Annotated in this window: 18 protein-coding genes and 1 pseudogene; all 19 read left to right on the top strand. The window is 27.3% G+C overall.

Features of this window, described 5'->3' with window-relative positions; translation table 11 throughout:
- The 19 genes and pseudogenes from glf to kpsS all read left to right on the top strand — a co-directional run bounded on the left by glf (position 1) and on the right by kpsS (position 21,408).
- Positions 1–1,119 carry a UDP-galactopyranose mutase gene (glf, locus tag SR63_RS06850; protein WP_063674777.1) on the top strand — a complete coding sequence of 373 codons (1,119 nt, stop codon included), beginning with the start codon at positions 1–3 and terminating at the stop codon, positions 1,117–1,119.
- Positions 1,116–2,402, top strand: coding sequence for a DUF4422 domain-containing protein (locus SR63_RS06845; protein ID WP_063674775.1), 1,287 nt, complete (start codon positions 1,116–1,118; stop codon positions 2,400–2,402). The genes glf and SR63_RS06845 overlap by 4 nt, the downstream gene beginning before the upstream one ends.
- Positions 2,392–4,161: a hypothetical protein gene (locus SR63_RS06840; protein ID WP_063674773.1), complete on the top strand. Its 1,770-nt coding sequence runs from the start codon at positions 2,392–2,394 to the stop codon at positions 4,159–4,161. Before SR63_RS06845 ends, SR63_RS06840 begins: the two co-directional genes overlap by 11 nt.
- Positions 4,162–4,184: 23 nt before the next feature.
- Positions 4,185–5,231: pseudogene (locus tag SR63_RS06835) on the top strand (GDP-L-fucose synthase family protein); the annotation flags it as partial.
- A gap of 15 nt (positions 5,232–5,246) precedes the next feature.
- Complete coding sequence (locus SR63_RS06830) at positions 5,247–6,494, top strand: DegT/DnrJ/EryC1/StrS family aminotransferase (RefSeq protein WP_251826988.1); 1,248 nt, start codon at positions 5,247–5,249, stop codon at positions 6,492–6,494.
- Positions 6,494–7,039 carry a dTDP-4-dehydrorhamnose 3,5-epimerase family protein gene (locus tag SR63_RS06825; protein WP_063674771.1) on the top strand — a complete coding sequence of 182 codons (546 nt, stop codon included), beginning with the start codon at positions 6,494–6,496 and terminating at the stop codon, positions 7,037–7,039. The genes SR63_RS06830 and SR63_RS06825 overlap by 1 nt, the downstream gene beginning before the upstream one ends.
- Before the next feature lie 2 nt (positions 7,040–7,041).
- Positions 7,042–7,971 (top strand): FkbM family methyltransferase, encoded by a 930-nt coding sequence (locus SR63_RS06820; protein WP_100644281.1) that lies wholly within the window; start codon positions 7,042–7,044, stop codon positions 7,969–7,971.
- A 3-nt stretch (positions 7,972–7,974) separates the two neighbouring features.
- Positions 7,975–9,018 (top strand): GDP-L-fucose synthase family protein, encoded by a 1,044-nt coding sequence (locus SR63_RS06815; RefSeq protein WP_063674765.1) that lies wholly within the window; start codon positions 7,975–7,977, stop codon positions 9,016–9,018.
- A 126-nt stretch (positions 9,019–9,144) separates the two neighbouring features.
- A complete protein-coding gene (locus SR63_RS06810) occupies positions 9,145–10,176 on the top strand; it encodes a GDP-mannose 4,6-dehydratase (RefSeq protein WP_063674763.1) in 1,032 nt (343 codons plus the stop codon).
- Complete coding sequence (hddA, locus tag SR63_RS06805; RefSeq protein WP_063674761.1) at positions 10,173–11,192, top strand: D-glycero-D-manno-heptose 7-phosphate kinase; 1,020 nt, start codon at positions 10,173–10,175, stop codon at positions 11,190–11,192. Before SR63_RS06810 ends, hddA begins: the two co-directional genes overlap by 4 nt.
- Positions 11,180–11,785: a D-sedoheptulose 7-phosphate isomerase gene (gene gmhA2 / locus SR63_RS06800; RefSeq protein ID WP_052776612.1), complete on the top strand. Its 606-nt coding sequence runs from the start codon at positions 11,180–11,182 to the stop codon at positions 11,783–11,785. Before hddA ends, gmhA2 begins: the two co-directional genes overlap by 13 nt.
- Positions 11,773–12,447: a nucleotidyltransferase family protein gene (locus SR63_RS06795; RefSeq protein WP_052776611.1), complete on the top strand. Its 675-nt coding sequence runs from the start codon at positions 11,773–11,775 to the stop codon at positions 12,445–12,447. The genes gmhA2 and SR63_RS06795 overlap by 13 nt, the downstream gene beginning before the upstream one ends.
- Positions 12,448–12,459: 12 nt before the next feature.
- Positions 12,460–14,277 carry a DUF2972 domain-containing protein gene (locus SR63_RS06790; RefSeq protein WP_147498412.1) on the top strand — a complete coding sequence of 606 codons (1,818 nt, stop codon included), beginning with the start codon at positions 12,460–12,462 and terminating at the stop codon, positions 14,275–14,277.
- Entirely contained in the window at positions 14,267–14,800 is a 534-nt protein-coding gene (locus SR63_RS06785; RefSeq protein WP_063674756.1) for an adenylyl-sulfate kinase, read from the top strand. The genes SR63_RS06790 and SR63_RS06785 overlap by 11 nt, the downstream gene beginning before the upstream one ends.
- Positions 14,801–15,847, top strand: a complete 1,047-nt coding sequence (locus SR63_RS06780) for a sulfate adenylyltransferase (RefSeq protein ID WP_063674754.1) — start codon at positions 14,801–14,803, stop codon at positions 15,845–15,847.
- 10 nt (positions 15,848–15,857) lie between these two features.
- Complete coding sequence (locus SR63_RS06775; RefSeq protein ID WP_022552400.1) at positions 15,858–16,817, top strand: pyruvate kinase; 960 nt, start codon at positions 15,858–15,860, stop codon at positions 16,815–16,817.
- Between the two features lie 9 nt (positions 16,818–16,826).
- Complete coding sequence (locus SR63_RS06770) at positions 16,827–18,080, top strand: cation:proton antiporter (protein ID WP_022552399.1); 1,254 nt, start codon at positions 16,827–16,829, stop codon at positions 18,078–18,080.
- A gap of 77 nt (positions 18,081–18,157) precedes the next feature.
- Positions 18,158–20,227 (top strand): capsular polysaccharide biosynthesis protein, encoded by a 2,070-nt coding sequence (locus tag SR63_RS06765; protein WP_147498411.1) that lies wholly within the window; start codon positions 18,158–18,160, stop codon positions 20,225–20,227.
- Entirely contained in the window at positions 20,224–21,408 is a 1,185-nt protein-coding gene (gene kpsS, locus SR63_RS06760) for a capsule polysaccharide modification protein KpsS (RefSeq protein WP_022552397.1), read from the top strand. Before SR63_RS06765 ends, kpsS begins: the two co-directional genes overlap by 4 nt.
- The last annotated feature ends 25 nt before the right edge of the window (positions 21,409–21,433 follow it).

Raw genomic sequence — 21,433 nt, 5'->3', positions numbered from 1 at the left:
ATGAAAAAAGTAAAAAATTTAATTGTAGGTTGTGGGCTTAGTGGGGCGATTTTAGCTGAGCGTTTAGCTAGTAAAGGACAAGAAGTTTTAATTGTAGACAAAAGAGAACATATTGGCGGAAATATTTATGATTATAAAGATCAAGAGAGTAATGTAACTGTACATAGATACGGGCCTCATGTTTTTCATACTAGTATAAAAGAAGTATGGGAGTATCTAAGTCGTTTTACAAAATGGCATTATTTTATGTATAGAGTAAAAGCTTTTATAGATGGTAAAGAAGTAAATATCCCTTTTAATCTTGACACTTTACATAAAGTTTTTCCAGAGTATTTAGCCAAAGAGCTTGAACAAAAATTAGTAGGTAAATTTGCTTTTAATTCTAAAATTCCTATTCTAGAATTAAAAAATGCAAATGATAAAGATTTAGAATTTTTAGCTGAGTATATTTATAAAAAAGTTTTTTTAGGTTATACAGTAAAGCAATGGGGTGTAAAGCCTGAAGAACTTGATTTTTCGGTTAGTGCAAGAGTTCCTGTATATATAAGTCGTGATGATAGGTATTTTATAGATACTTATCAAGCTATACCAAAAGATGGTTATACAAAAATGATTGAAAATATCATCAATCATCCTTTGATAAAAGTACAATTAAATACTGATTTTAAAGACATAAAAAAAGATATAGAATATGAAAGATTATTTTATACAGGAGCGATTGATGAATTTTTTGACTATAGATTTGGAAGATTACCTTATAGAAGTTTAAATATAGTATTTGAAACTTTTGATAAAGAGTATATGCAATCAGGCCCTCAGATAAACTATCCTGAAAATTATGATTTTACAAGAAGTGTTGAGTATAAATATTACCTTGATGAAAAATCTAATAAAACCATACTTTCTTATGAATTTCCTTGTGAATATGAAGAAGGTAAGAATGAAAGATACTATCCTATACCTAATGATGAAAATCAAAAACTGTATGAGAGATATTTAAATGAATCTGTTAAACTTAACAATGTATATTTTTTAGGTAGACTTGGAGATTATAAATATTATGATATGGATAAGGCTGTAGAGAGAGTGTTAAAATTCATAAAGGAGTTGTCGCAATGAAAGAAAAAAAAGAAAATCAAAATCCAAGTATCAAAATACTTGTAGGTTACCATAAACCAGCTGAGTTACTTAAAGATGACATTTTAACTCCTATTCATTTAGGAAGAGTTTTGGCAACTGAAGCTTCTAAAGATGGTAGTATATCGAGAGATGACTATGAGTGGATGTGCAAAAATATGATAGGTGATGATACAGGAGATAATATATCACATTTAAATCGTTATTTTTGCGAACTTACTGGAATTTATTGGGCTTGGAAAAATTATGATAAATTGGGAAATCCGGATTATATAGGATTTATGCATTATAGAAGGCAATTTATTTTTGATGAATCAAAAGTTGAAAATTTAAGTATACACGAAAATGGATGGCCTTGGGTTATAAGAACTTCTCAAGATCAATTTCCTTCTTACAATAAACATGATATATTAAAGCATTTGGATGATGGATGTATTGATATGTTTATTTCAAAATTTTTTGAATTAAATTCCCCTTTTAATGATAATTTTTATAAGTTTGATACAATAGAAGATTGGTATCCTGGAGAAAAACTTTTTATCCAGAATAGAAATTTAACCATAGGTCATTATTTATATAAATATATTCTTGATACCTCTGCAGAATTTTCTGAATACAAAAGTTTAGCTAATAAATATTTCTTAGAGTGTGGATATTATCCATGTAATGTTTTTATATTAAAAAAAGAAGTTTTTTTTGAATATTGTAATTTTCTATTTAAGTTGTTGTTTATAGTATATGAAATTTTAGAAAAAAATTTAAAAATTAGAAATTTGCATGAAGCAAGAGAGCTAGGATATTGTGCAGAATTTATTTCAACTGTTTTTTTTCTAAAAAAAATCAAAGAAGGAAAAAAATATAAAGAGTTGTATCTTTTCTGGAACGATGGAATTTTTTTAAATTACGATTCTTTTTATGTTGGAGCCGAAGATAGAGTTAAGCGTCATTTATCCTATCAAGTTGGTAATTTGATTATTCAAGATGTTAAAACTCCAAAGATACTTATTTTACCTTTTAAAATATTTTTTTTATGCTTAAAATATTTTATATTGAAAATTGCTTATCAAAAATTTATTAAAAAATATCCAGAATTAAAACCACCTAAGTTAGATAATTATTTTGATTATCAAAAGGCTGTTGTTATTCAAAACTATTTTTCATATAAACTAGGAAATAATCTACTTAAGAATCCTTTAAAATTAGTAGTATTGGTTTGTAAAAATTTTAAAACTATTGTTATATCAAGGAGAAAATTTGAATTATAATAAAGATTTAATTGTTGCTTGCAGGGGAGATGGTTTTGGTGAGAGAATGTTGGCTTTATTAAACGCAATGTATATAGCCAATAGATTAAATATAAAATTTAAATTTTCTTGGAAATATTTTAATTTTCAAAAAGAAAACAATGTAAATTTTATTGATGCGATGAGTTCTGTTCCTAAAGAGGATATGCTTTTTGCGAGAGAATTTATTAATAAATATTCTTGTACTCAAAGTATGAATGTATGCGCTGTTGATGGGATAGGGTTATTTTTAAAAAATGGTAAATATAGATTAGAGAAATTATTTGATTATGAATCTGGATATGATTTTGGATATGTTAGTACGCAATATGATTTATCTAAAATTTGTGAGGATGTTGAACATGAAGAATATTATTCATCACTTAAAAATATATGGAAGCAAATTCATTTTTCTGAAAAACTTCAAGAAATAATCAATTTTGTTGAAACTTATAATGATAGTTACATAGCAGTTCATATTCGTTCTGGAGATGCTTTGTATAAATATAATAGGAGAGATATATTTTTTAGTAAAAAAAAGATTTTAGATGTTAACTTGGCGTTAAAGGTGATAAATTTTGAATCTTTGGATAAAAATAATAAGATTATTATTTTCAGTGATGATCTTGATGCAAAACAACATATAAAAGATTTTTTTAAAGATAGGAATAATATTTTTACAGTCGAAGATTTTAAAATTTATAAAGATGTTTTTTCTCAAACTTTTTTTGAATTACTATTGATGTCAAAGTCTAAAAAAATTTATAGTTCTGGTAGCTCGGGTTTTTCTCAGTTGGCTTGTAGGATATCAAATAAGGCCGAATTTATTTCGATTTATAGTTTATACACCGAGCAAGAACAATATGATATTATTAGATTCTATATCAATAAAATAGATTTTAATAATTACAGTAAAGCTTTTTCTTATTTTAAACTATACTTATTATCTGATTATTTAAAATTATCCATTTCTTTGCAAAAAAAATACTTATTTCAAGCTATGAAATTAGATCCAGTTTGCAATGTTTATATTATATTATTTATACATTTGTTAGCTCGTGAGAAAAAAATACTAGATTTAGAACTTTTTTTAAAAAAAATGTTTTTTCAAAAGAAAGATATTTTAATCGAAGATTTTTTATTTGTTAATGTTTATGATTATTCATTTTTATATTTTTTTGTTTTTGAAGAAATTTTTAAAAATATAAAAGATACTGATAAGTTTGTAAATATTCGTTATCTTTTTTATAGATTATACTTAAGAATGAAAGAAAATCAAAATATTAAAAAATTTGATGAGAGGATGATGAAATTTTTAGATTATAATTTTAATCATTATAATTTTAATCATTTTATGTTTGAAAATAAAATTTGTAATATCAGTGCCGTTAAAAGAGTAAAAGAACATTTATCCTATAAAATAGGATATGTTACAATTCTATTATATAGGAGAAAACTTATATTTTTAACCCCGTTTGCTCATATAATGGTTTTTATTAATTTTATGATTAATAAAATTATATATAAGTGTGCGAAAAAATATAACTCAGATTTAATTTTTCCACTTTTAGAAAATTGTTATGATTATCAAGAAGCTTTAAAAGTAAAAGAATACTTGTCTTATAAACTAGGAAAGGTTTTTATAAGGGCTTATAAAAATTGGTATAAAGGTGGAGGTATTAAATTGATTTTTGATATTATTAAGCTTAAAAAGAATTTCAAAGAAAAAAATAAGAGTTGATAGATTAATTAAGGAAAATTCAAATGGATAAAAATTCTAAAATTTATATAGCAGGTCACAGAGGACTTGTGGGTACTGCTATAATGGAAGAATTAATAAATAAAGGGTATAGTAATTTGATTTATAAAACCCATGAAGAACTTGATTTGACTAATCAAAAAGATGTGGTGGATTTTTTCGAAAAAGAAAAACCAGAATATGTTATTTTAGCGGCAGCTAAAGCAGGTGGAATATTGGCAAATAATACTTATAGGGCAGATTTTATTTATGAAAATTTACAAATTCAAAATAATGTTATTCATTCTTCTTATTTGTATAAAGTTCGAAAATTAATTTTCATAGCCTCTACCTCTATATATCCAGATAATTTAATTTTTGCAAAAGAAGAAGATTTATTGACTGGAAAATTAAATTATTTTAATGAATCTTATGCTATATCAAAGGTAGCTGGTATAAAAATGTGTGAATCTTACAATATACAATATAAAACCAATTTTATTGCTTTAGCGCCTATTAATTTATATGGAAATAATGATAAATTTGATTTAGAAAAATCTCATGTAATGCCTGCTTTAGTAAGAAAATTTCATCTAGCAAAATTATTAAATGAAAAAAAATATGATGAGATATTAAAAGATTTAAATATAAATAATATTCAAAAAGCCATTACTTATCTTAAAAATTTTGGAATTGTTGAAAATAGTGTTGAAATTTGGGGCAGTGGTAATCAGACTAGGGAATTTTTACATAGTAAAGATTTAGCACAAGCTTGTATTCATATTATGGAAAATATTAATTTTTCTGATTTATATAATAAAAATGATAAAAAAATTCAAAATACTCATATTAATATAGGAGTTAACAAGAATATATCTATCAAAGATTTAGCTTTGATGATAAAAGAAATAGTTGGTTTTAAAGGAAATCTTGTTTTTGATACAAGTAAGCCAGAAGGCAAATTTAATAGGATAACGGATTGCTCTAAAATTCATTCTTTAGGCTGGAAACACAAAATCGAACTTGAAGATGGTATTAAAATGATGTATGATTGGTATTTAAAACAAAATTCTAACAAAGGTAAAATAATGAAAAAATATGCATTAGCTTCATCAACTTGGGATGAAAAAGAATTACAAGCTATACAAGATGTTATAAAAAGCGATATGTTTACTATGGGAAAAAAAGTTGCAGAATTTGAAAAAGATTTTGCTAAATTTACGGGTTCTAAATATGCAGTGATGACAAGTTCTGGATCTACTGCAAATTTGATAGCTACTGCCGCTTTATTTTATATGAAAAATCCAAAGTTAAAAAGAGGTGATGAAGTTATAGTTCCTGCAGTATCATGGAGTACTACTTATTATCCGCTTTATCAATATGGATTAAAACTTAAATTTGTAGATATTGATTTACATACTTTAAATTACGATTTAGAAGCTTTAAGAGATGCTATTAGTGAAAAAACTAAAATGATTATGTTGGTTAATCTTTTAGGAAATCCAAATGATTTTGATGCTGTTAATGAAATGATTAAAAATAAAAATATTCTTTTACTAGAAGATAATTGCGAATCCATGGGAGCAGAATACAAAGGTAAGCAAGCAGGAACTTTTGGTATAATGGGAACTTTTTCTACCTTTTTTTCACATCATATGGCTACAATGGAAGGTGGATTTGTAGTTACTAATGATGAGGAATTATATCATATACTTCTTTGTTTAAGAGCGCATGGTTGGACAAGAAATCTTCCAAAAGAAAATTTAGTTGCAAATAAAAGCGACGATTGGTTTAGCGAATCATTTCGTTTTGTATTGCCAGGTTATAATGTCCGTCCAATCGAAATGAGTGGGGCTATAGGTATAGAGCAACTTAAAAAATTACCTACATTTTTAAAACACAGAAGAGAAAATGCGAAATTATTTTGCGATTATTTTAAAAATCATCCTGATTTTATAATTCAAAAGGAAATTGGCTTGAGTTCTTGGTTCGGTTTTTCTTTGGTGATTAAACCTGAATCAAAATTACAAAGAAAAGATATTATTAAAAAATTAGAAGAAAATGACATAGAATATCGCCCTGTTGCAACCGGAGATTTTACTCAAAATGAGGTTATTAAGTATTTTGATTATGAAATTCACGGTGAGCTTAAAAATGCAAAATATGTTCATGAAAAAGGTTTTTTTGTTGGAAATCATCAATTTGATATAAAAGAAAATATTCAATTTTTATTTAGCGTGATTGAAAAACTTAGCCCTGTGAGTAGCAGCCTAGGGGGGGGGGTATTAAATAATAGTATTCATCATCACGCAATCTTTGAAAAAAAGGTTGCGTGATGGCAATAGAATTTAATATACAAGAATCAAAAATTTTAAAGGGAGTGTATATCATAACTCCTAATAAATTTAGAGATTTAAGAGGTGAAATTTGGACAGCTTTTACAAGCAAGGCTGTAGATAAGCTTTTACCAAGTGAACTAAAATTTATACACGATAAATTTATACACTCAAAACACAATGTTATCCGCGGTATCCATGGCGATGTAAAAACTTATAAGCTTGCAACTTGTGTTTATGGGGAAATTCATCAGGTGGTGGTAGATTGCAGAAAAGATTCGCCAACCTATTTAAAGTATGAAAAATTCATCATAAATCAAGATAATCAACAAATTATTTTAGTTCCAGCAGGTTTTGGAAATGCACATTATGTTAGTAGTGAAAGTGCAGTTTATTATTATAAATGCGCATATAAAGGAGATTATGTGGATGCGCCTGATCAATTTACTTATGCATGGAATGATGAAAGAATCGGTATAGATTGGCCAACAAATTTTCCTATTCTTTCAGAGCGTGATATTTTAGCAACTAAAAATAAAGGATAAATATGGAAAAATTATTACAAGAGTTAAATGCTAATGTTAAAGTTGGCAATCAATTGTCTTATCAAATTTTAATGTCAAATATTATTTCAAATTTAGATATTGATAAAAGAGATAAAGAAATTTTATTCCTATTATTACAAGATAGAGATAGAAATTATATTCGCATAAATAATAATGAGCAGTGTTATAGGAATATTGTAAATTATTTAAATCTTATTCGACCTTTGGAACTGCCTTTGTGTGATTTACTAAGAATTGGTGGTAATGGAGATGGTGGTTATGTAATGTATAATGGGGGGGGGTATATGAGCAATATTGATGCGAAAGCTATTTCTTTAGGTGTTTCAGACAGTTCCCCTTGGGATTTGGAAATGGCTCAAAGAGGATTTAAAGTAATTGAATATGATGCTAGTATAGAAAAATGTCCTTATAGTCATGAAAATATTATCTTTCATAAAAAATTTATAGGCAATACAAACAACGAAAATACAATTACTTTAGCACAAGCTTTAAAAGATAATAATTTAGATGAGAGTAGGCCAAATATTTTGCAATGTGATATTGAAAATGATGAATGGGATATACTTGAAAATATTGATATAAGTAATTTAAATAAATATTTTTCACAAGTTATATTTGAATTTCATGGGTGTAATCCTGAAGAGCAAGACGGGGTTGAAAAAAGAATAAGTTTACTAAAAAAACTTAATAAATATTTTACTCCAATACATACACATTTAAATAATCACGGAAAGATTTTTTATTCTAAGGGATTATTTTTTAGCACTACCTTAGAAGTAAGTTATCTAAGAAGAAGTGAGTTAAATTTAATACAGGGTTTACATTACAGAAAAGAATGCGGAAATTTACAAAATTTAGATTTTCCAGTTTGGCCATCTAATCCTGAAATTCCATTAAGATTTCAAGGATAAATGATGCAAAAAGATTCTAAAATTTACATAGCGGGTCATAGTGGTCTTGTGGGCAGTGCTATACTTAGTGAACTTAAGCAACAAGGTTATAAAAATCTTTTTTTTAAAACTCACTTTGAGCTTGATTTGACAAATCAAAGAGCTGTGGCTGATTTTTTTGAGAGAGAAAAGCCAGAATATGTTATTTTAGCAGCAGCTAAAGCGGGTGGAATTCTAGCTAATAATACTTATCGTGCTGATTTTATTTATCAAAATTTAATGATAGAGTGCAATGTTATTCATAATGCCTATTTACATAAAGTAAAAAAGCTACTTTTCATAGCTTCAACTACAGTTTATCCTAAAAATGCAACATTACCAACTAGTGAAGATCAAATGTTAAGTGGAGATCTTGAATATACTAACAAACCTTACGCAATCGCTAAAATTTCAGGCTTGATGCTTTGTGAAAGTTATAATTTGCAATACAATACAAATTTTATAGCAATCACTCCTACAAATTTATATGGCAATAATGATAAATTTGATCTTGAAAAATCTCATGTATTGCCTGGAATTTTAAGAAAAATGCATTTAGCTAAGCTTTTAAATGAAAAACGATATGAGGACTTATTAAATGATTTAAAATTTGATTCCATTGAAGAAGCTAAGAATTATTTAAAAAAATTTGGTGTAGATGAGAGTAATGTTGAAATTTGGGGTAGCGGAAAACCGACAAGAGAATTTTTACATAGTCAAGATTTAGCAAATGCTTGTTTGTTTATCATGAATAATATAGATTTTAAAGATTTAAAAGGTGGTAATACTGAGATTATCAACACTCATCTAAATATAGGTCCACATAAGAATATCACTATTAAAGAATTAACAGAATTAATCAAAAATATAGTAGGATTTAAGGGAAATTTAGTTTTTAATTTAAAACGCCCAGATGGCGCAATGCAGAAATTTACAGATTGCTCAAAAATTCATTCTTTAGGCTGGAAACATAAAATCGAGCTCGAAGATGGTATTAGAATGATGTATGAGTGGTATATTAATAAATAAAAATTATACAATAAAATGATGTTTTTAAATTAAATAAATCTTGAAAATAATTTAATTATAGAGACATAAGAAAAATATAAGTAAGATAAGTTAAAATACCTAAGTTAACACTTCTTAAGGAAAATCATGAGTAAAACAGCATTAATTACAGGATTTACAGGACAAGTTGGTTCGCAAATGGCAGATTTTCTTCTGAAAAATACTGACTATGATATTATAGGTATGATGCGTTGGCAAGAGCCTATGGACAATATCTATCATTTAAGCGATAGAATTAATAAAAAAGATAGAATTAGCATTTTTTATGCAGATTTAAATGATTACTCTAGTCTTCAAAAACTTTTTGAGAGCAAAAGACCGGATGTGATCTTTCATTTGGCCGCACAGTCTTATCCAAAAACTTCTTTTGATATACCTATAGAAACATTACAAACAAATATTATAGGTACAGCAAATATCCTAGAAAACATTAGAATTTTAAAGGCAAAAGATGGATATGACCCTGTAGTACATGTTTGCTCTTCAAGTGAAGTTTATGGTAAGGCAAAAGTGGGCATTAAGCTTAATGAAGAAACAGCTTTTCACGGTGCAAGTCCTTATAGTATAAGCAAAATCGGCACTGATTATTTAGGAAGATTTTATGGCGAAGCTTATAATATTCGCACTTTTGTTACAAGAATGGGAACACATAGTGGCCCAAGACGAAGTGATGTGTTTTTTGAAAGCACGGTGGCAAAGCAAATTGCACTCATTGAAGCGGGTTATCAAGAGCCTGTTGTTAAGGTTGGAAATCTTTCAAGCGTAAGAACTTTTCAAGATTGTCGTGATGCTATAAGGGCTTATTATCTACTTTCTCTTGAAAGTGAAAAAGGAAAAGTTCCTTGTGGGGAAGCTTTTAATATAGCAGGAGAAGAAGCTTTTAAACTCCCTGAGGTTATTGATATACTTTTATCTTTTTCTACAAGAAAAGATATTAAAGTAGAACAAGATGAAGAAAGACTACGTCCTATTGATGCAGACTATCAAATGTTTGATAATACAAAAATCAAAAGTTTTATCAATTGGAAACCAGAAATTCCAGCTAGAAAAATGTTTGAGGATTTATTAAATCATTGGAGAGATGAGATTAAAAAAGGAAGGATTCCTTTGAATAGATGAAAACTATACGCACACAAACTCCTCTTCGCCTTGGTTTAGCAGGTGGGGGAACTGATATTAATTTATATTGTGATAAATATACAGGTTATGTTTTAAATGCGACTATATCTTTATACATACATTGTACTTTGATCGAAAGAGAAGATGGAAAAATCATTTTTGATTCTCCTGATACAAATTCTTACTCTGAGTATGAAAGTAAAGAATTTTTAGAAAATGATGGAAAATTAGATATTTTTAAAAGTATTTATAATCGTATTGTAAAAGATTTTACAAAAAAACCTTTGAGTTTTTCTTTGCATACCTATTCGGATGTACCAAGTGGTAGTGGTTTGGGCGGAAGCTCAACTTTAGTTGTAGGCATTATAAAAGCTTTTGTGGAGTGGCTTAATCTACCTTTAGGAGAATATGAAATCGCTAAACTTGCTTATGAGATAGAAAGAGAAGATTTAGGTATAGTAGGTGGAGCGCAAGATCAATACGCTGCAACTTTTGGTGGCTTTAATTTCATGGAATTTTATGATAATAAAAGAGTCATTGTTAATCCTTTGCGTATTAAAAACTGGATAGCTAGTGAGCTTGAAGCTAGAACCGTGCTTTATTTTACCAATATCACAAGAGAAGCAAAAGATATAGAAGAGCATAAAAAAGGAAAACTTGGAGATGAAAAGTCTTTAGAGGCCATGCACGCGATAAAACAAGATGCTATAAAGATGAAAGAAGCTTTATTTAGAGCCGATTTTGATACTTTGGCACAAATTTTAGGTAAGTCTTGGCAGTCAAAAAAAATCATCTCAGAAATTGTTAGTAATGATGAGCTTGAAAGAATTTATAAACTTGCTATAGATAATGGAGCTTATAGCGGCAAAACTAGCGGAGCAGGAGCTGGTGGATTTATGTTTTTCTTTGTAGATCCTACAAAAAAATACAACTTAATCAAAGCTTTAAACAAAGAACAAGGTTATGTACAAGATTTTTCATTTACAAAAGAGGGGGTTAAATCATGGAGAATTTAAATTCTTATATAAAAGAACATTTTCGAGAATCGATTTTGGTAAAAGAGCAAATTTTAAAAGATGAGAATTTGATAACTCTTATTAAAAATGCTTCATTAGAAGTCATAAAAGCTTATAAAAATGGTAACAAAACTTTGCTTGCAGGAAATGGTGGTAGCGCAGCTGATGCACAGCACATCGCAGGGGAATTTGTAAGTAGGTTTTATTTTGATAGACCAGGGATCGCAAGTATTGCACTTACTACAGATACAAGTATTTTAACAGCTATCGGGAATGATTATGGTTATGAAAATTTATTTGCTAGACAAGTACAAGCTCAAGGAGTTAAGGGAGATGTTTTTATAGGAATTTCTACAAGCGGAAATAGTAAAAATATCTTAAAAGCTTTAGAGCTTTGCAAGCAAAAAGGAATTATAAGTATAGGCTTAAGTGGAGCTAGTGGTGGAGCGATGAATGAACTTTGTGATTATTGTATAAAAGTGCCTTCAACTTGCACGCCAAGAATTCAAGAAGCACATATTTTAATAGGGCATATTATTTGCGCCATTGTCGAAGAAGAACTTTTCGGTAAAGGTTTTTTTTGCAAGCAATAGTACTTTGTGGCGGCTTAGGAACAAGACTTAAAAGTGTTATAAAGGATATTCCAAAGCCTATGGCACCGATAAATAATAAACCTTTTTTAGAATTTATTTTTGAGTATCTTAAAAAACAAGGCATAAAAGAAGTTATCTTAGCAGTATCATACAAATATGAAGTGATAAAAGAGTATTTTAAAGATGAGTTTTTAGGTATAAAAATAAAATACAGCATCGAAAAAGAGCCTCTAGGAACAGGTGGAGCTATAAAAGAGGCTTTGAAATTTATAAAAAATGAAGCTTATGTTTTAAACGGCGATACTTTTTTTGATATAGATTTAAGTAAATTAAAGCTAAATGGAAATAGAATTTGCCTCGCTTTAAAACAAATGAATGATTTTGATAGATACGGCACGGTAAATGTTGATGGGCAAGGTCTTGTAATTTCTTTTGAAGAAAAAATATTTAAAAATCAGGGTTTAATCAATGGTGGAATTTATCTTTTAGCTAAAGATATTTTTAATGAATTTGATTTAGAGAAAAAATTTTCTTTTGAAGAGTTTTTACAAGAAAATTATAAAAAACTAAAAGCTAAAGCTCATATTTTTGATGATTATTTTATAGATATTGGTGTGCCTGAGGATTATTATAATTTTACAATCAACCAAAGCCATTTTTAAAGAAGAAACCCTATGTATAACCCAAACTCAGCTATAGAAAGAATAAAAAATCATTTAGCTTATAAACTAGGTCAAACTGTGATAGAACATAGACATAATGGGGGGGGGGGGTATATAGCATTATTTAAAAAACTTTATAAAATTAAAAAACAACATAAAAAAGAACAACAAATTTATCAACAAACCATACAAATCTTTCCTCAACTTAAATATCCAAGTTTGGAAACATGTCCTGATTATAGTGAATCCCTAAGATATAAATTTCATTTATCTTATATGCTGGGAGAAGTTTTAATCAAGGCTGATATGAATAAGTTTAAAGATGGGTATTTTTTTCTTTTTAAAAATATAGAACAAACTAAAAAAGATTATAAAATAATAAAAGAAATTTTAGATCTTTCTAAAAAGTTTGAAGAAAATATTTATATTATACTTGCTGAAAATAAAAATTTATTCATGTGTAATTTGGATAATTTGAAAATTATTTTAGACTTACATAAAAATTATATACCAGCATTAAAAGTTATTTTTCAAAATTTTAATTATACGCTAAATCATTTGGAAATGATACAAGAATGGTTATTATCAAGTGATTTTAAGCAAAGATTTCAAGATGTAAATCATCCTTATCCTTCTTTACTTGACCCTAAAAAACTTAATGATCAAGCAGAAAAAATAAATTATCATAATATTTCAGGCGAATTAGCTTGGAAAATGAATTTACCATTGCCTGAAAATTATAAATTAATATGGCTATGGGCTGCATGTAGTGGAACAATGGCTATTTATACATTTTTTAATTATTCAGGTATTTCAACTATTAATGCAAATGGTTGGGAAGATGAAAAAAAAGTTTATATTGATAATTATACGTATATATTAAGCAAAAAAACACATGTAGCAATAGCTCCAAGAGTGTTTGAAAATAATGATAAAATTTATTATTTATTTACTAGCAATGTTCCTTTATTATATATATGTAGAGATCCAATATCAATTATCAGGCATGCAATAAATCATATAGGTGACCAAAATAGCAAAATAAAACCAATGATGAAACAGATAACTTTAAATTCAAATTTTAAAGAGCTTTTTCCAGAAATACTTTACTGGTATTCCAATTCAAGCAAACCTGAATTGAATAGCTTGATAAAAGTTTTAGATAATTATGAACTTTACTTTAAATCATATCAAAGAATTAAAATTTTAAAAAAAGATGTATTGTGTTTTGAACTTAATGAAATCTCTGGTTTAAATGCTCGAAAAACATTTGATTTTATAGCTGATAAATTTTTTAATGTAAAATGCGATTATTCTTTTTTTTCTAAAAGAATTAATCGCCATCAAGGTGATTTGGTTGTGCTTCCAGTTGTATATTCTATTGTTATAGGTGAAATTTGTATTAATATAGTAATTACTACAAAAAATCTTATGTATTTTAATTCTTTAGAGCCTAAGATGACAGATGAAGACTATATTGACATTACTTCTGAAATTTTTAAAGAAAGAAAGTTAATGTTTGATAATATTATTTTGTTAATAAAACAAAAAGAATATAATATTTTAAAGAATAATCAAAAATGTTTTATAGATAGCAAAAAATATTTAAACGGTTATATGGATGCGTTTGAAGAGAATGAGATAAAGATTAAAAACAATCTTATTACAGAAGAAGAAATTTTGCAATATTTACAAATGAGAAAAGATTTGCGATTAAAATTAAAAGATATTTTAGATGAAGAATTAAATTTTATAAAAATAAATTATCCAAAGCATTTAAAACAATGGAAATATTATCAAAAATTTGAGCAGATGTGTAATGAAACATAATTTAACTATTTGGCTTACAGGTTTAGCAGGAAGTGGTAAAAGTTATATAGCACAAGCATTGTATAGAAAATTAAAAGAGAAATATGACAATGTTATCTATCTTGATGGAGATGAGTTAAGAGAGCTTTTGGGATGTTTTTCCTATGATAAAAAAGGTCGTATGGATGTATCCTTTAAACGATCCGATTTTGCTCGTTTTTTAAGTAATCAAGGAATGATAGTTATCGTAAGTGCGATTTCTATGTGGAATGAAATTTATGAGTATAACCGCAAATATTTAAAAAATTATTTTGAAATTTATATAAAATGTGAATTTGAAGAGTTGAAAAGACGCGATAAAAAGAATTTATATACCCAAGCTTTAAAGGGTGAAATTTCAAATGTCGTGGGTGTAGACATTCCGTATGATGAACCAAAAGCTAATTTAGTGATTGACAATACCCAAATGACAGCGCTTGATGATAAGGTTTGCCTTATTTTAACAGCACTTTCTCAAAATTTAGATAATTCAAAGCACGAATAAATGTTACAAGTTACTCATGAAAATTTCCTAGATTTAAAATATTTTGCTAGCAGTGTGTTCTATCCTTTGGAAGGTTTTATGAATTATGAAGAATATAAAAAAGTAATTTATGAAATGCAACTTTTAAATGGTGAAATATGGACCTTGCCTATTACTTTGGAAGTGGATGATTTTAAAGATATTTATGTAGGACAAAAGCAAGATTTATATTATCAAGACAAATTTATAGGAAATATTCAAATCGAAGATAAATTTTGCGTTCAAGATCAGGATCTTTATGAAATTTTTCAAACTAAAGATGAAAAACATCCTGGTATTATTAAAGAAAAAAAACGCTCTTCTTTGCGTGTTGGTGGAAAGATAGAACTTAAAGAAGAATTTTATAAAGATTCTTTATATAAAAATATCTTAAAAGATGTTTTTAATGTTGATATTAAGACCATAGTGGGTTTTCAAACAAGAAATCCTATCCACAGAGCTCATGAACATTTGCAAAGAATTGCGCTTGAAATTTGCGATGCTTTGTTTATTAATCCTCTAACAGGCTGGAAAAAGCAAGGAGATTTTACCGAAGCAGCAGTGATGAGTGCTTATAAAACTATGTTTGATAAGTTTTATCCTAAAGATAGAGTTTATATTCAAGGTTTACAAACTGCTATGCGTTATGCGGGTCCTAAAGAAGCTATTTTTCATGCTTTACTTAGAAGAAATATGGGTTGTACCCATTTTATCATTGGTAGAGATCATGCGGGAGTGGGAGATTATTACGGAATTTACGAGGCGCAAAAGTTGGCTAAAGATCTATCAATGCGTTATGATTTAGGTATAGATTTTTTACTTTTAAAAGAACCTTATTATTGTTCTAAATGTCAAAAAATTGTGAGTGAAAAAAATTGTGCACATTATAAAGAACATAGAATTGCAATTAGTGGTACGCAAATTAGAAAGGATTTAAGCGAGGGTAAAATTCCTAGCGAACTTATGATGCGTTCAGAAATTTCTGCTAGTATACTTGCTTTAGGTAGAGAAAATATTTTTATTGATTAAAGGATTGATAATGAAGAAGCTTATTTTAACAACAGGTCCTAGTTTAGGTGGAAAGATAAATCTTAATCAAATTCATCAAGATAAATTTATTTATAGAATCAATGGAGCTCATGGAGATATAGAGAGTATTAAAAATACTATTATTAATTTAAGAAAACAAAAAGCTGATATTGATATTTTGATTGATTTGCCAGGAAATAAAATTAGAACTTCAGGGATTAGCGAAGCTATTCAAGTAGAAAAAGATAAGGATTTTTCTTTAAAAATTGATCAATTTAACTATAAAGAATTTTATAAGCTTGTTAAACCAGGTATGGAGGTTTATGCAAATGATAGTGTGTTTTTATTTATTGTAAAAGAAGTTAACGATAAAGAAATTATATTTACATCTAAAAGCACAGGATTGCTTTTAAATAATAAGGGTATGCATGTAAGAAATTTGCATGATAATATTCCTTTTTTATTTGAAAAAGACAAGGAACTTATAAAGCTTTGCAATGAGTTTGATATAGCTTATGTAGGAGCTTCTTTTGTAAGAAAAGCAAGTGATATACAAGAATTAAAACAAGTGCTTCATTCAAATACTAAGATTATTTCTAAAATTGAAACTTTAGAAGCAGTGAATAATTTATACAGTATTTTGCAAGAAGTAGAATATATTTTAATTGATAGAGGAGATTTATCCACAGAAATTGGTATAGAAAAAATTCCACGTTTTCAAAATTATATTGTAGAAATGGCACATCATAATGCAATTAAAGTATTTTTAGCTACACAAATTTTAAAAAATATGGAAGAAAAACCCATTCCTACTATTGCAGAAATTGATGATTTATATAATATCGCAAAAAGTGGAGTTTTTGGTGTGCAACTTTCTGAAGAAACAGCTGTAGGACACTATGTAGAAGAATGTGTTAAGATTTTAAATTTAATACAAGATGAAATCAATAATGAAAAAATCATTCTTTAAGAAAGCAATATGAAATTTGAATCTTTAAGTCCTGAGAATATTAGTATTATATTTTTATCTTTAGGAGTTTTATTATTTTCTTCTTTTGTTTTTGGAAAATTATTTACTTTATTTAAAGCCCCAAAAGTAATTGGTGAAATTTTTGGTGGTTTTGTTTTGGGGGCAAGTGGTTTGTATATTTTTGCTCCTGATTTACTTACAGATATCTTTAATGGATTTAACGAGCAAGGGAAGATATTAAATATTTTTTATCAATTAGGTTTGATATTTTTAATGTTTATTGCAGGGTTTAATACGCAAATTAGTTTTGAAAAACAAAATATTAAGATTATTTCTACTTTATTTTTAGGTGGTACTTTTTTATCTGCTGGTGTGGGATATTTTTTTATTGATTATTTTAAAGAAAGTTTTATTGGAATAAAGGGGAATGATTTATCTTTTGATTTGGTTTTTTTAATAGCCATTGCTGTAACTTCTATACCTGTGATATCAAAAATATTTTTTGATATAGGAGTGATTAAAACAAGATTTGCAAGCATAGTTTTAACCACTTCAACAATACAAGATTTGTTTTTATGGATTTTACTAAATATTACTATTAATGCCGCAACAAATCAAGATTTAACTTTAATGAGCAATCTTAAAACCGCTTTTCTTACTTTATTTTTATTTATAGCTGTGAAGGTAATTTCTCATTTCTTTGAAAAAATTTCTTTTCGCATGAGTACAATTGATTTTTTTACTTTAAGCTTTGTTGTGTTATTTTTATCTATAGCTTTTTTAAATATGATTCATATCAACCCTATGTATACTTCATTTCTTGTAGGTTTTTTAATAAAAAATATTTTAAATAATCATCAAGAATTAAGAGAAAAAGTTAACGGTATTTCAGATATGGCTTTTTCATTTTTTATTCCTATTTATTTTGCTTTAATCGGTATTCAATTAAATATTATGCATGAATTTTCTTTTAACATGTTTATATTCTTCTTAATTCTTGCGTGTTTATTGAAATTTTTAGGTTGTTATATAGGATTAAATTTTGTTAAAATTTCTAATATTTCAAGAATTAATTTTGCAATTACTATGAATGCTAGAGGTGGCCCAGGAATAGTTTTAGCGAGTGTTGCCTATTATTATCAGATTATTAATGTAAGTTTTTTTACAACACTTATTTTAACTGTTTTAATTTCTTCGATGATGGCGGGTTATTGGTTGAGATATCAAAAAAATAAAAATATAAATATTTTTTCTGAATTTTGATAAAAATTATAGAATTGAATTTTTGATATAAAAAATTTGTTATAATTCTTTTAAAAATATTTTTAAAAGAAATATTTATGAAGTATTACTCAACATCAAAAAAACTTATCACTAATGTTAAAAATTTTTATACCATTTTTTTATATAAGAAAAATTTAAAAATCAACAAAGATGATCTTTTCTTTGGCTGGGGACGTAAAAAATCAGGTTTAAAAGCTATGAATTTAGCTAAAAAATATAATACTAAATTCATACTTTTAGAAGATGGATTTATCCGCTCATTAAACTTAGGGGTTGAAAATAGCCCAAGTTTTTCTATGGTTAAAGATGATATAGGCATTTATTATGATGCAACAATGCCTTCAAAACTTGAAAATCTTTTAAATACTTATGAATTTAAAGGTGAAGAAATCAAGCAAGCTAAAAAAGCTATAGAGCTTATCAAAAAATATAAAATTAGCAAGTATAATAACAATCTTGATATCCCAGATGATTATTTTCAAAAAGATGAAAAACGTGTTTTAATTATTGCTCAAACGGCCAATGATGCCTCTCTTGAATTTGGGCTTGCTAAAGATTTTAAAACTGTCGATATGGTAAAAGATGCCATAAAAGAAAATCCTGATTCTAAAATTTATATAAAAATCCATCCTGATGTTTTAAGTGGTAAAAAACAAAGTGATTTAGATATAAATTCCTTACCTAAAGAATGTATTTTAATCAGTGAAAATTTTAATCCCATAGCCTTGCTTGAGTTTTTTGATAAGGTTTATACTAAAACTTCTGGTATGGGTTTTGAAGCTTTGATACAAGAATGCGAGTGTGTTTGTTATGGCATGCCATTTTATGCAGGTTGGGGTCTAACAAAAGATAAATTAGAGTGTAAAAGAAGGATGCAAAAAAGAAGTTTAGAAGAAGTTTTCTATGCTGCTTATATACTTTATAGCGAGTATTTTAATCCTTATTTAAATCAAAAAAGTAATATTTTTGATACTATTCAAACTTTAGCAAAATATAAAAGCATAGAAAAGGCAAATTCTAATAGACTTTTTATGCTAGGCTTTACCTTATGGAAAAGGTATTTTATCAAGCCTTTTTTTAAGGCTAAAAATAATGAAATTATTTTTTTAAATTCTATTAAATCTTTAGCTAGATACAAGCTTAAAGAAGATGATAAATTCTTTATTTGGGGTAAAAAATATGATGAAAATACTCTTAAAAATTTGCTTTTAGTAAAGGCAAAAGAGCAAAATTTAACTAGTTTTACCCCTAAAGTTTCTTTAGTGGAAGATGGTTTTATCCGCTCAATTTCACTAGGTTCTGATCTTACGCGCCCTTTTTCTTTAATCGTTGATGATAAAGGACTTTACATAGATCCAAATAAAGTAAGCAAATTAGAAGAACTTTTGCAAAATGAAATTTTTGATAAAAATATGCTAAATAGGGCAAAAAATATTATAAAAACCTTACTTGAGAACCGCTTTTCAAAATATAATGGTTTAAAGCATGAAGACTTAAAAATCAATGCCAAAATAGGACAAAAGGTTATTTTAATCCCCGCTCAAGTTGAAGATGATGCTTCGATGATTTTAGGAGGTTTTGGCTTATCTACTCTTGATTTGCTTAAGGAGGTACGTTCTAAAAATCAAGATGCTTATATCATCTTTAAACCCCATCCTGATGTGTTAAGCGGCAACCGTGTAGGTTTAAAAGATGAAACACTCATCTTGGAATTTTGTGATGAGATTGTAAAAGATTGCAGTATTGATAGTGCTATAAAAATTGCTGATGAAATTCACACTATTACTTCTACAAGTGGTTTTGATGCTCTTTTAAGAGCTAAAAAAGTTTTTACTTATGGCATGCCTTTTTATGCGGGCTGGGGTTTAACAAAAGATAAATATAGATGCGAAAGAAGAACAAGAAAACTAAGCCTAGAAGAGCTTGTAGCAGGTGCTTTGATCACATATCCAAGATATATAAATCCTAAAACAAAAACTTTATGTGAAATTGAAGTTTGTTTAGATATAATGCTAAATTTACAAAAAGCTTATTTTTCAAAAAAATATATAAAATTGGCAATAGATTTTAAAACTTTTATACTTAGAAAAATAAGAAGATTTTATGAATTTTTAGCAAAGAAATGAGATTTAGCACTAAAATTAAAAAAGAATTTAGCGGTAAAAATGTTTTACTCTTGCAAGGACCTGTGGGAAATTTTTTTCACCTTCTTGCAATAAAAATGAAAAAAAAACAAACCAAAGTTTTTAAACTCAATTTTAACGGTGGAGATTTTTTTTTCTATCCTAGTGGAACGAGGTGTAAGTGCGATGAAAAAGATCTTGAAAATTTCTATAGAGATTTTTTTCAAAGCAAAAAAATCGATGCTATTTTAATGTATAATGATTGTCGTATTATCCATGCTAAGGCTATTAAAGTGGCTAAAGAATTAGGAGTTGAAATATGGATTTTTGAAGAAGGATATTTAAGGCCTTATTGTATTACTTTGGAAAAAGATGGGGTGAATGCAAATTCTTCTTTACCGCGTGATAAAAATTTTTATCTTTCTCAAAATATTTTTACCAAAGAAAGCATAAAAGAAATTCCAGGTGGATTTAAATTTATGGCTTTTGATGCCTTTTTGTATTGGTTGTTTGCTTTTATTTTGGCCCCATTTTTTAACAACAAACTTCATCATCGCACTTTATATCCTTTTGAATTTTTATTTTGGTTTAGATCTTTATACAGAAAATATCTTTACAAGATTACAGAAAAAAAACTAAATGAAAAGATTTATAATTTAGAAAAAAAGTACTTTTTGGCGATTTTACAAGTTTATAGCGATACGCAAATTAAATATCATTACAAAAAAAGCATAGAGCACTTTATAGAGGAAACCATACTTTCTTTTGCAAACCATGCAAGAGCTAAATCTTATCTAGTTTTTAAACACCATCCCATGGATAGGGGTTATAAGAATTATTCTAAACTCATAAATGATTTAAGTCAAAAATATCATGTAGAAGGAAGGGTTTTATATGTTCATGATACCCACTTGCCAGTTCTTTTAAGAAAGGCTTTAGGTTGTATTACTATAAATTCAACAGTAGGCCTTAGTGCTATTTTAGAAGGCTGTCCGACTAAGGTTTGTGGCAATGCTTTTTATGATTTTGAAGGCTTATCTTATCCAAAGAAGCTTCAATTTTTTTGGCGTGAAGCTCATGCTTATAAACCCAATCCTATTTTGGCATGTAATTTTAAGAAATACCTTTTACAAACTAATCAATTCAACGGCAATTTTTACAAAAATTTCTTTTTAGACAAATAAGACTAAAAAGCTTTGATTAAGAGAG

Origin of the sequence: Campylobacter sp. 2014D-0259 (assembly GCF_008000505.1) — a bacterium.
Classification (GTDB): Bacteria; Campylobacterota; Campylobacteria; order Campylobacterales; family Campylobacteraceae; genus Campylobacter_D; species Campylobacter_D jejuni.
The sequence above is the reverse complement of the archived record's forward strand: the minus strand, read 5'-3'. Positions and strand labels throughout refer to the sequence as shown.

Excerpts from the sequence above, each read along its gene's own strand:
- SR63_RS06775 (WP_022552400.1), top strand. The coding sequence starts at position 15,858 with ATGAAGAAGCTTATTTTAACAACAGGTCCTAGTTTAGGTGGAAAGATA.
- SR63_RS06765 (WP_147498411.1), top strand. The coding sequence starts at position 18,158 with ATGAAGTATTACTCAACATCAAAAAAACTTATCACTAATGTTAAAAAT.
- glf (WP_063674777.1), top strand. The coding sequence starts at position 1 with ATGAAAAAAGTAAAAAATTTAATTGTAGGTTGTGGGCTTAGTGGGGCG.
- SR63_RS06780 (WP_063674754.1), top strand. The coding sequence starts at position 14,801 with ATGTTACAAGTTACTCATGAAAATTTCCTAGATTTAAAATATTTTGCT.
- SR63_RS06770 (WP_022552399.1), top strand. The coding sequence starts at position 16,827 with ATGAAATTTGAATCTTTAAGTCCTGAGAATATTAGTATTATATTTTTA.
- SR63_RS06845 (WP_063674775.1), top strand. The coding sequence starts at position 1,116 with ATGAAAGAAAAAAAAGAAAATCAAAATCCAAGTATCAAAATACTTGTA.
- hddA (WP_063674761.1), top strand. The coding sequence starts at position 10,173 with ATGAAAACTATACGCACACAAACTCCTCTTCGCCTTGGTTTAGCAGGT.
- SR63_RS06790 (WP_147498412.1), top strand. The coding sequence starts at position 12,460 with ATGTATAACCCAAACTCAGCTATAGAAAGAATAAAAAATCATTTAGCT.
- SR63_RS06825 (WP_063674771.1), top strand. The coding sequence starts at position 6,494 with ATGGCAATAGAATTTAATATACAAGAATCAAAAATTTTAAAGGGAGTG.
- SR63_RS06815 (WP_063674765.1), top strand. The coding sequence starts at position 7,975 with ATGCAAAAAGATTCTAAAATTTACATAGCGGGTCATAGTGGTCTTGTG.
- SR63_RS06810 (WP_063674763.1), top strand. The coding sequence starts at position 9,145 with ATGAGTAAAACAGCATTAATTACAGGATTTACAGGACAAGTTGGTTCG.
- SR63_RS06785 (WP_063674756.1), top strand. The coding sequence starts at position 14,267 with ATGAAACATAATTTAACTATTTGGCTTACAGGTTTAGCAGGAAGTGGT.
- kpsS (WP_022552397.1), top strand. The coding sequence starts at position 20,224 with ATGAGATTTAGCACTAAAATTAAAAAAGAATTTAGCGGTAAAAATGTT.
- gmhA2 (WP_052776612.1), top strand. The coding sequence starts at position 11,180 with ATGGAGAATTTAAATTCTTATATAAAAGAACATTTTCGAGAATCGATT.
- SR63_RS06820 (WP_100644281.1), top strand. The coding sequence starts at position 7,042 with ATGGAAAAATTATTACAAGAGTTAAATGCTAATGTTAAAGTTGGCAAT.
- SR63_RS06830 (WP_251826988.1), top strand. The coding sequence starts at position 5,247 with ATGAAAAAATATGCATTAGCTTCATCAACTTGGGATGAAAAAGAATTA.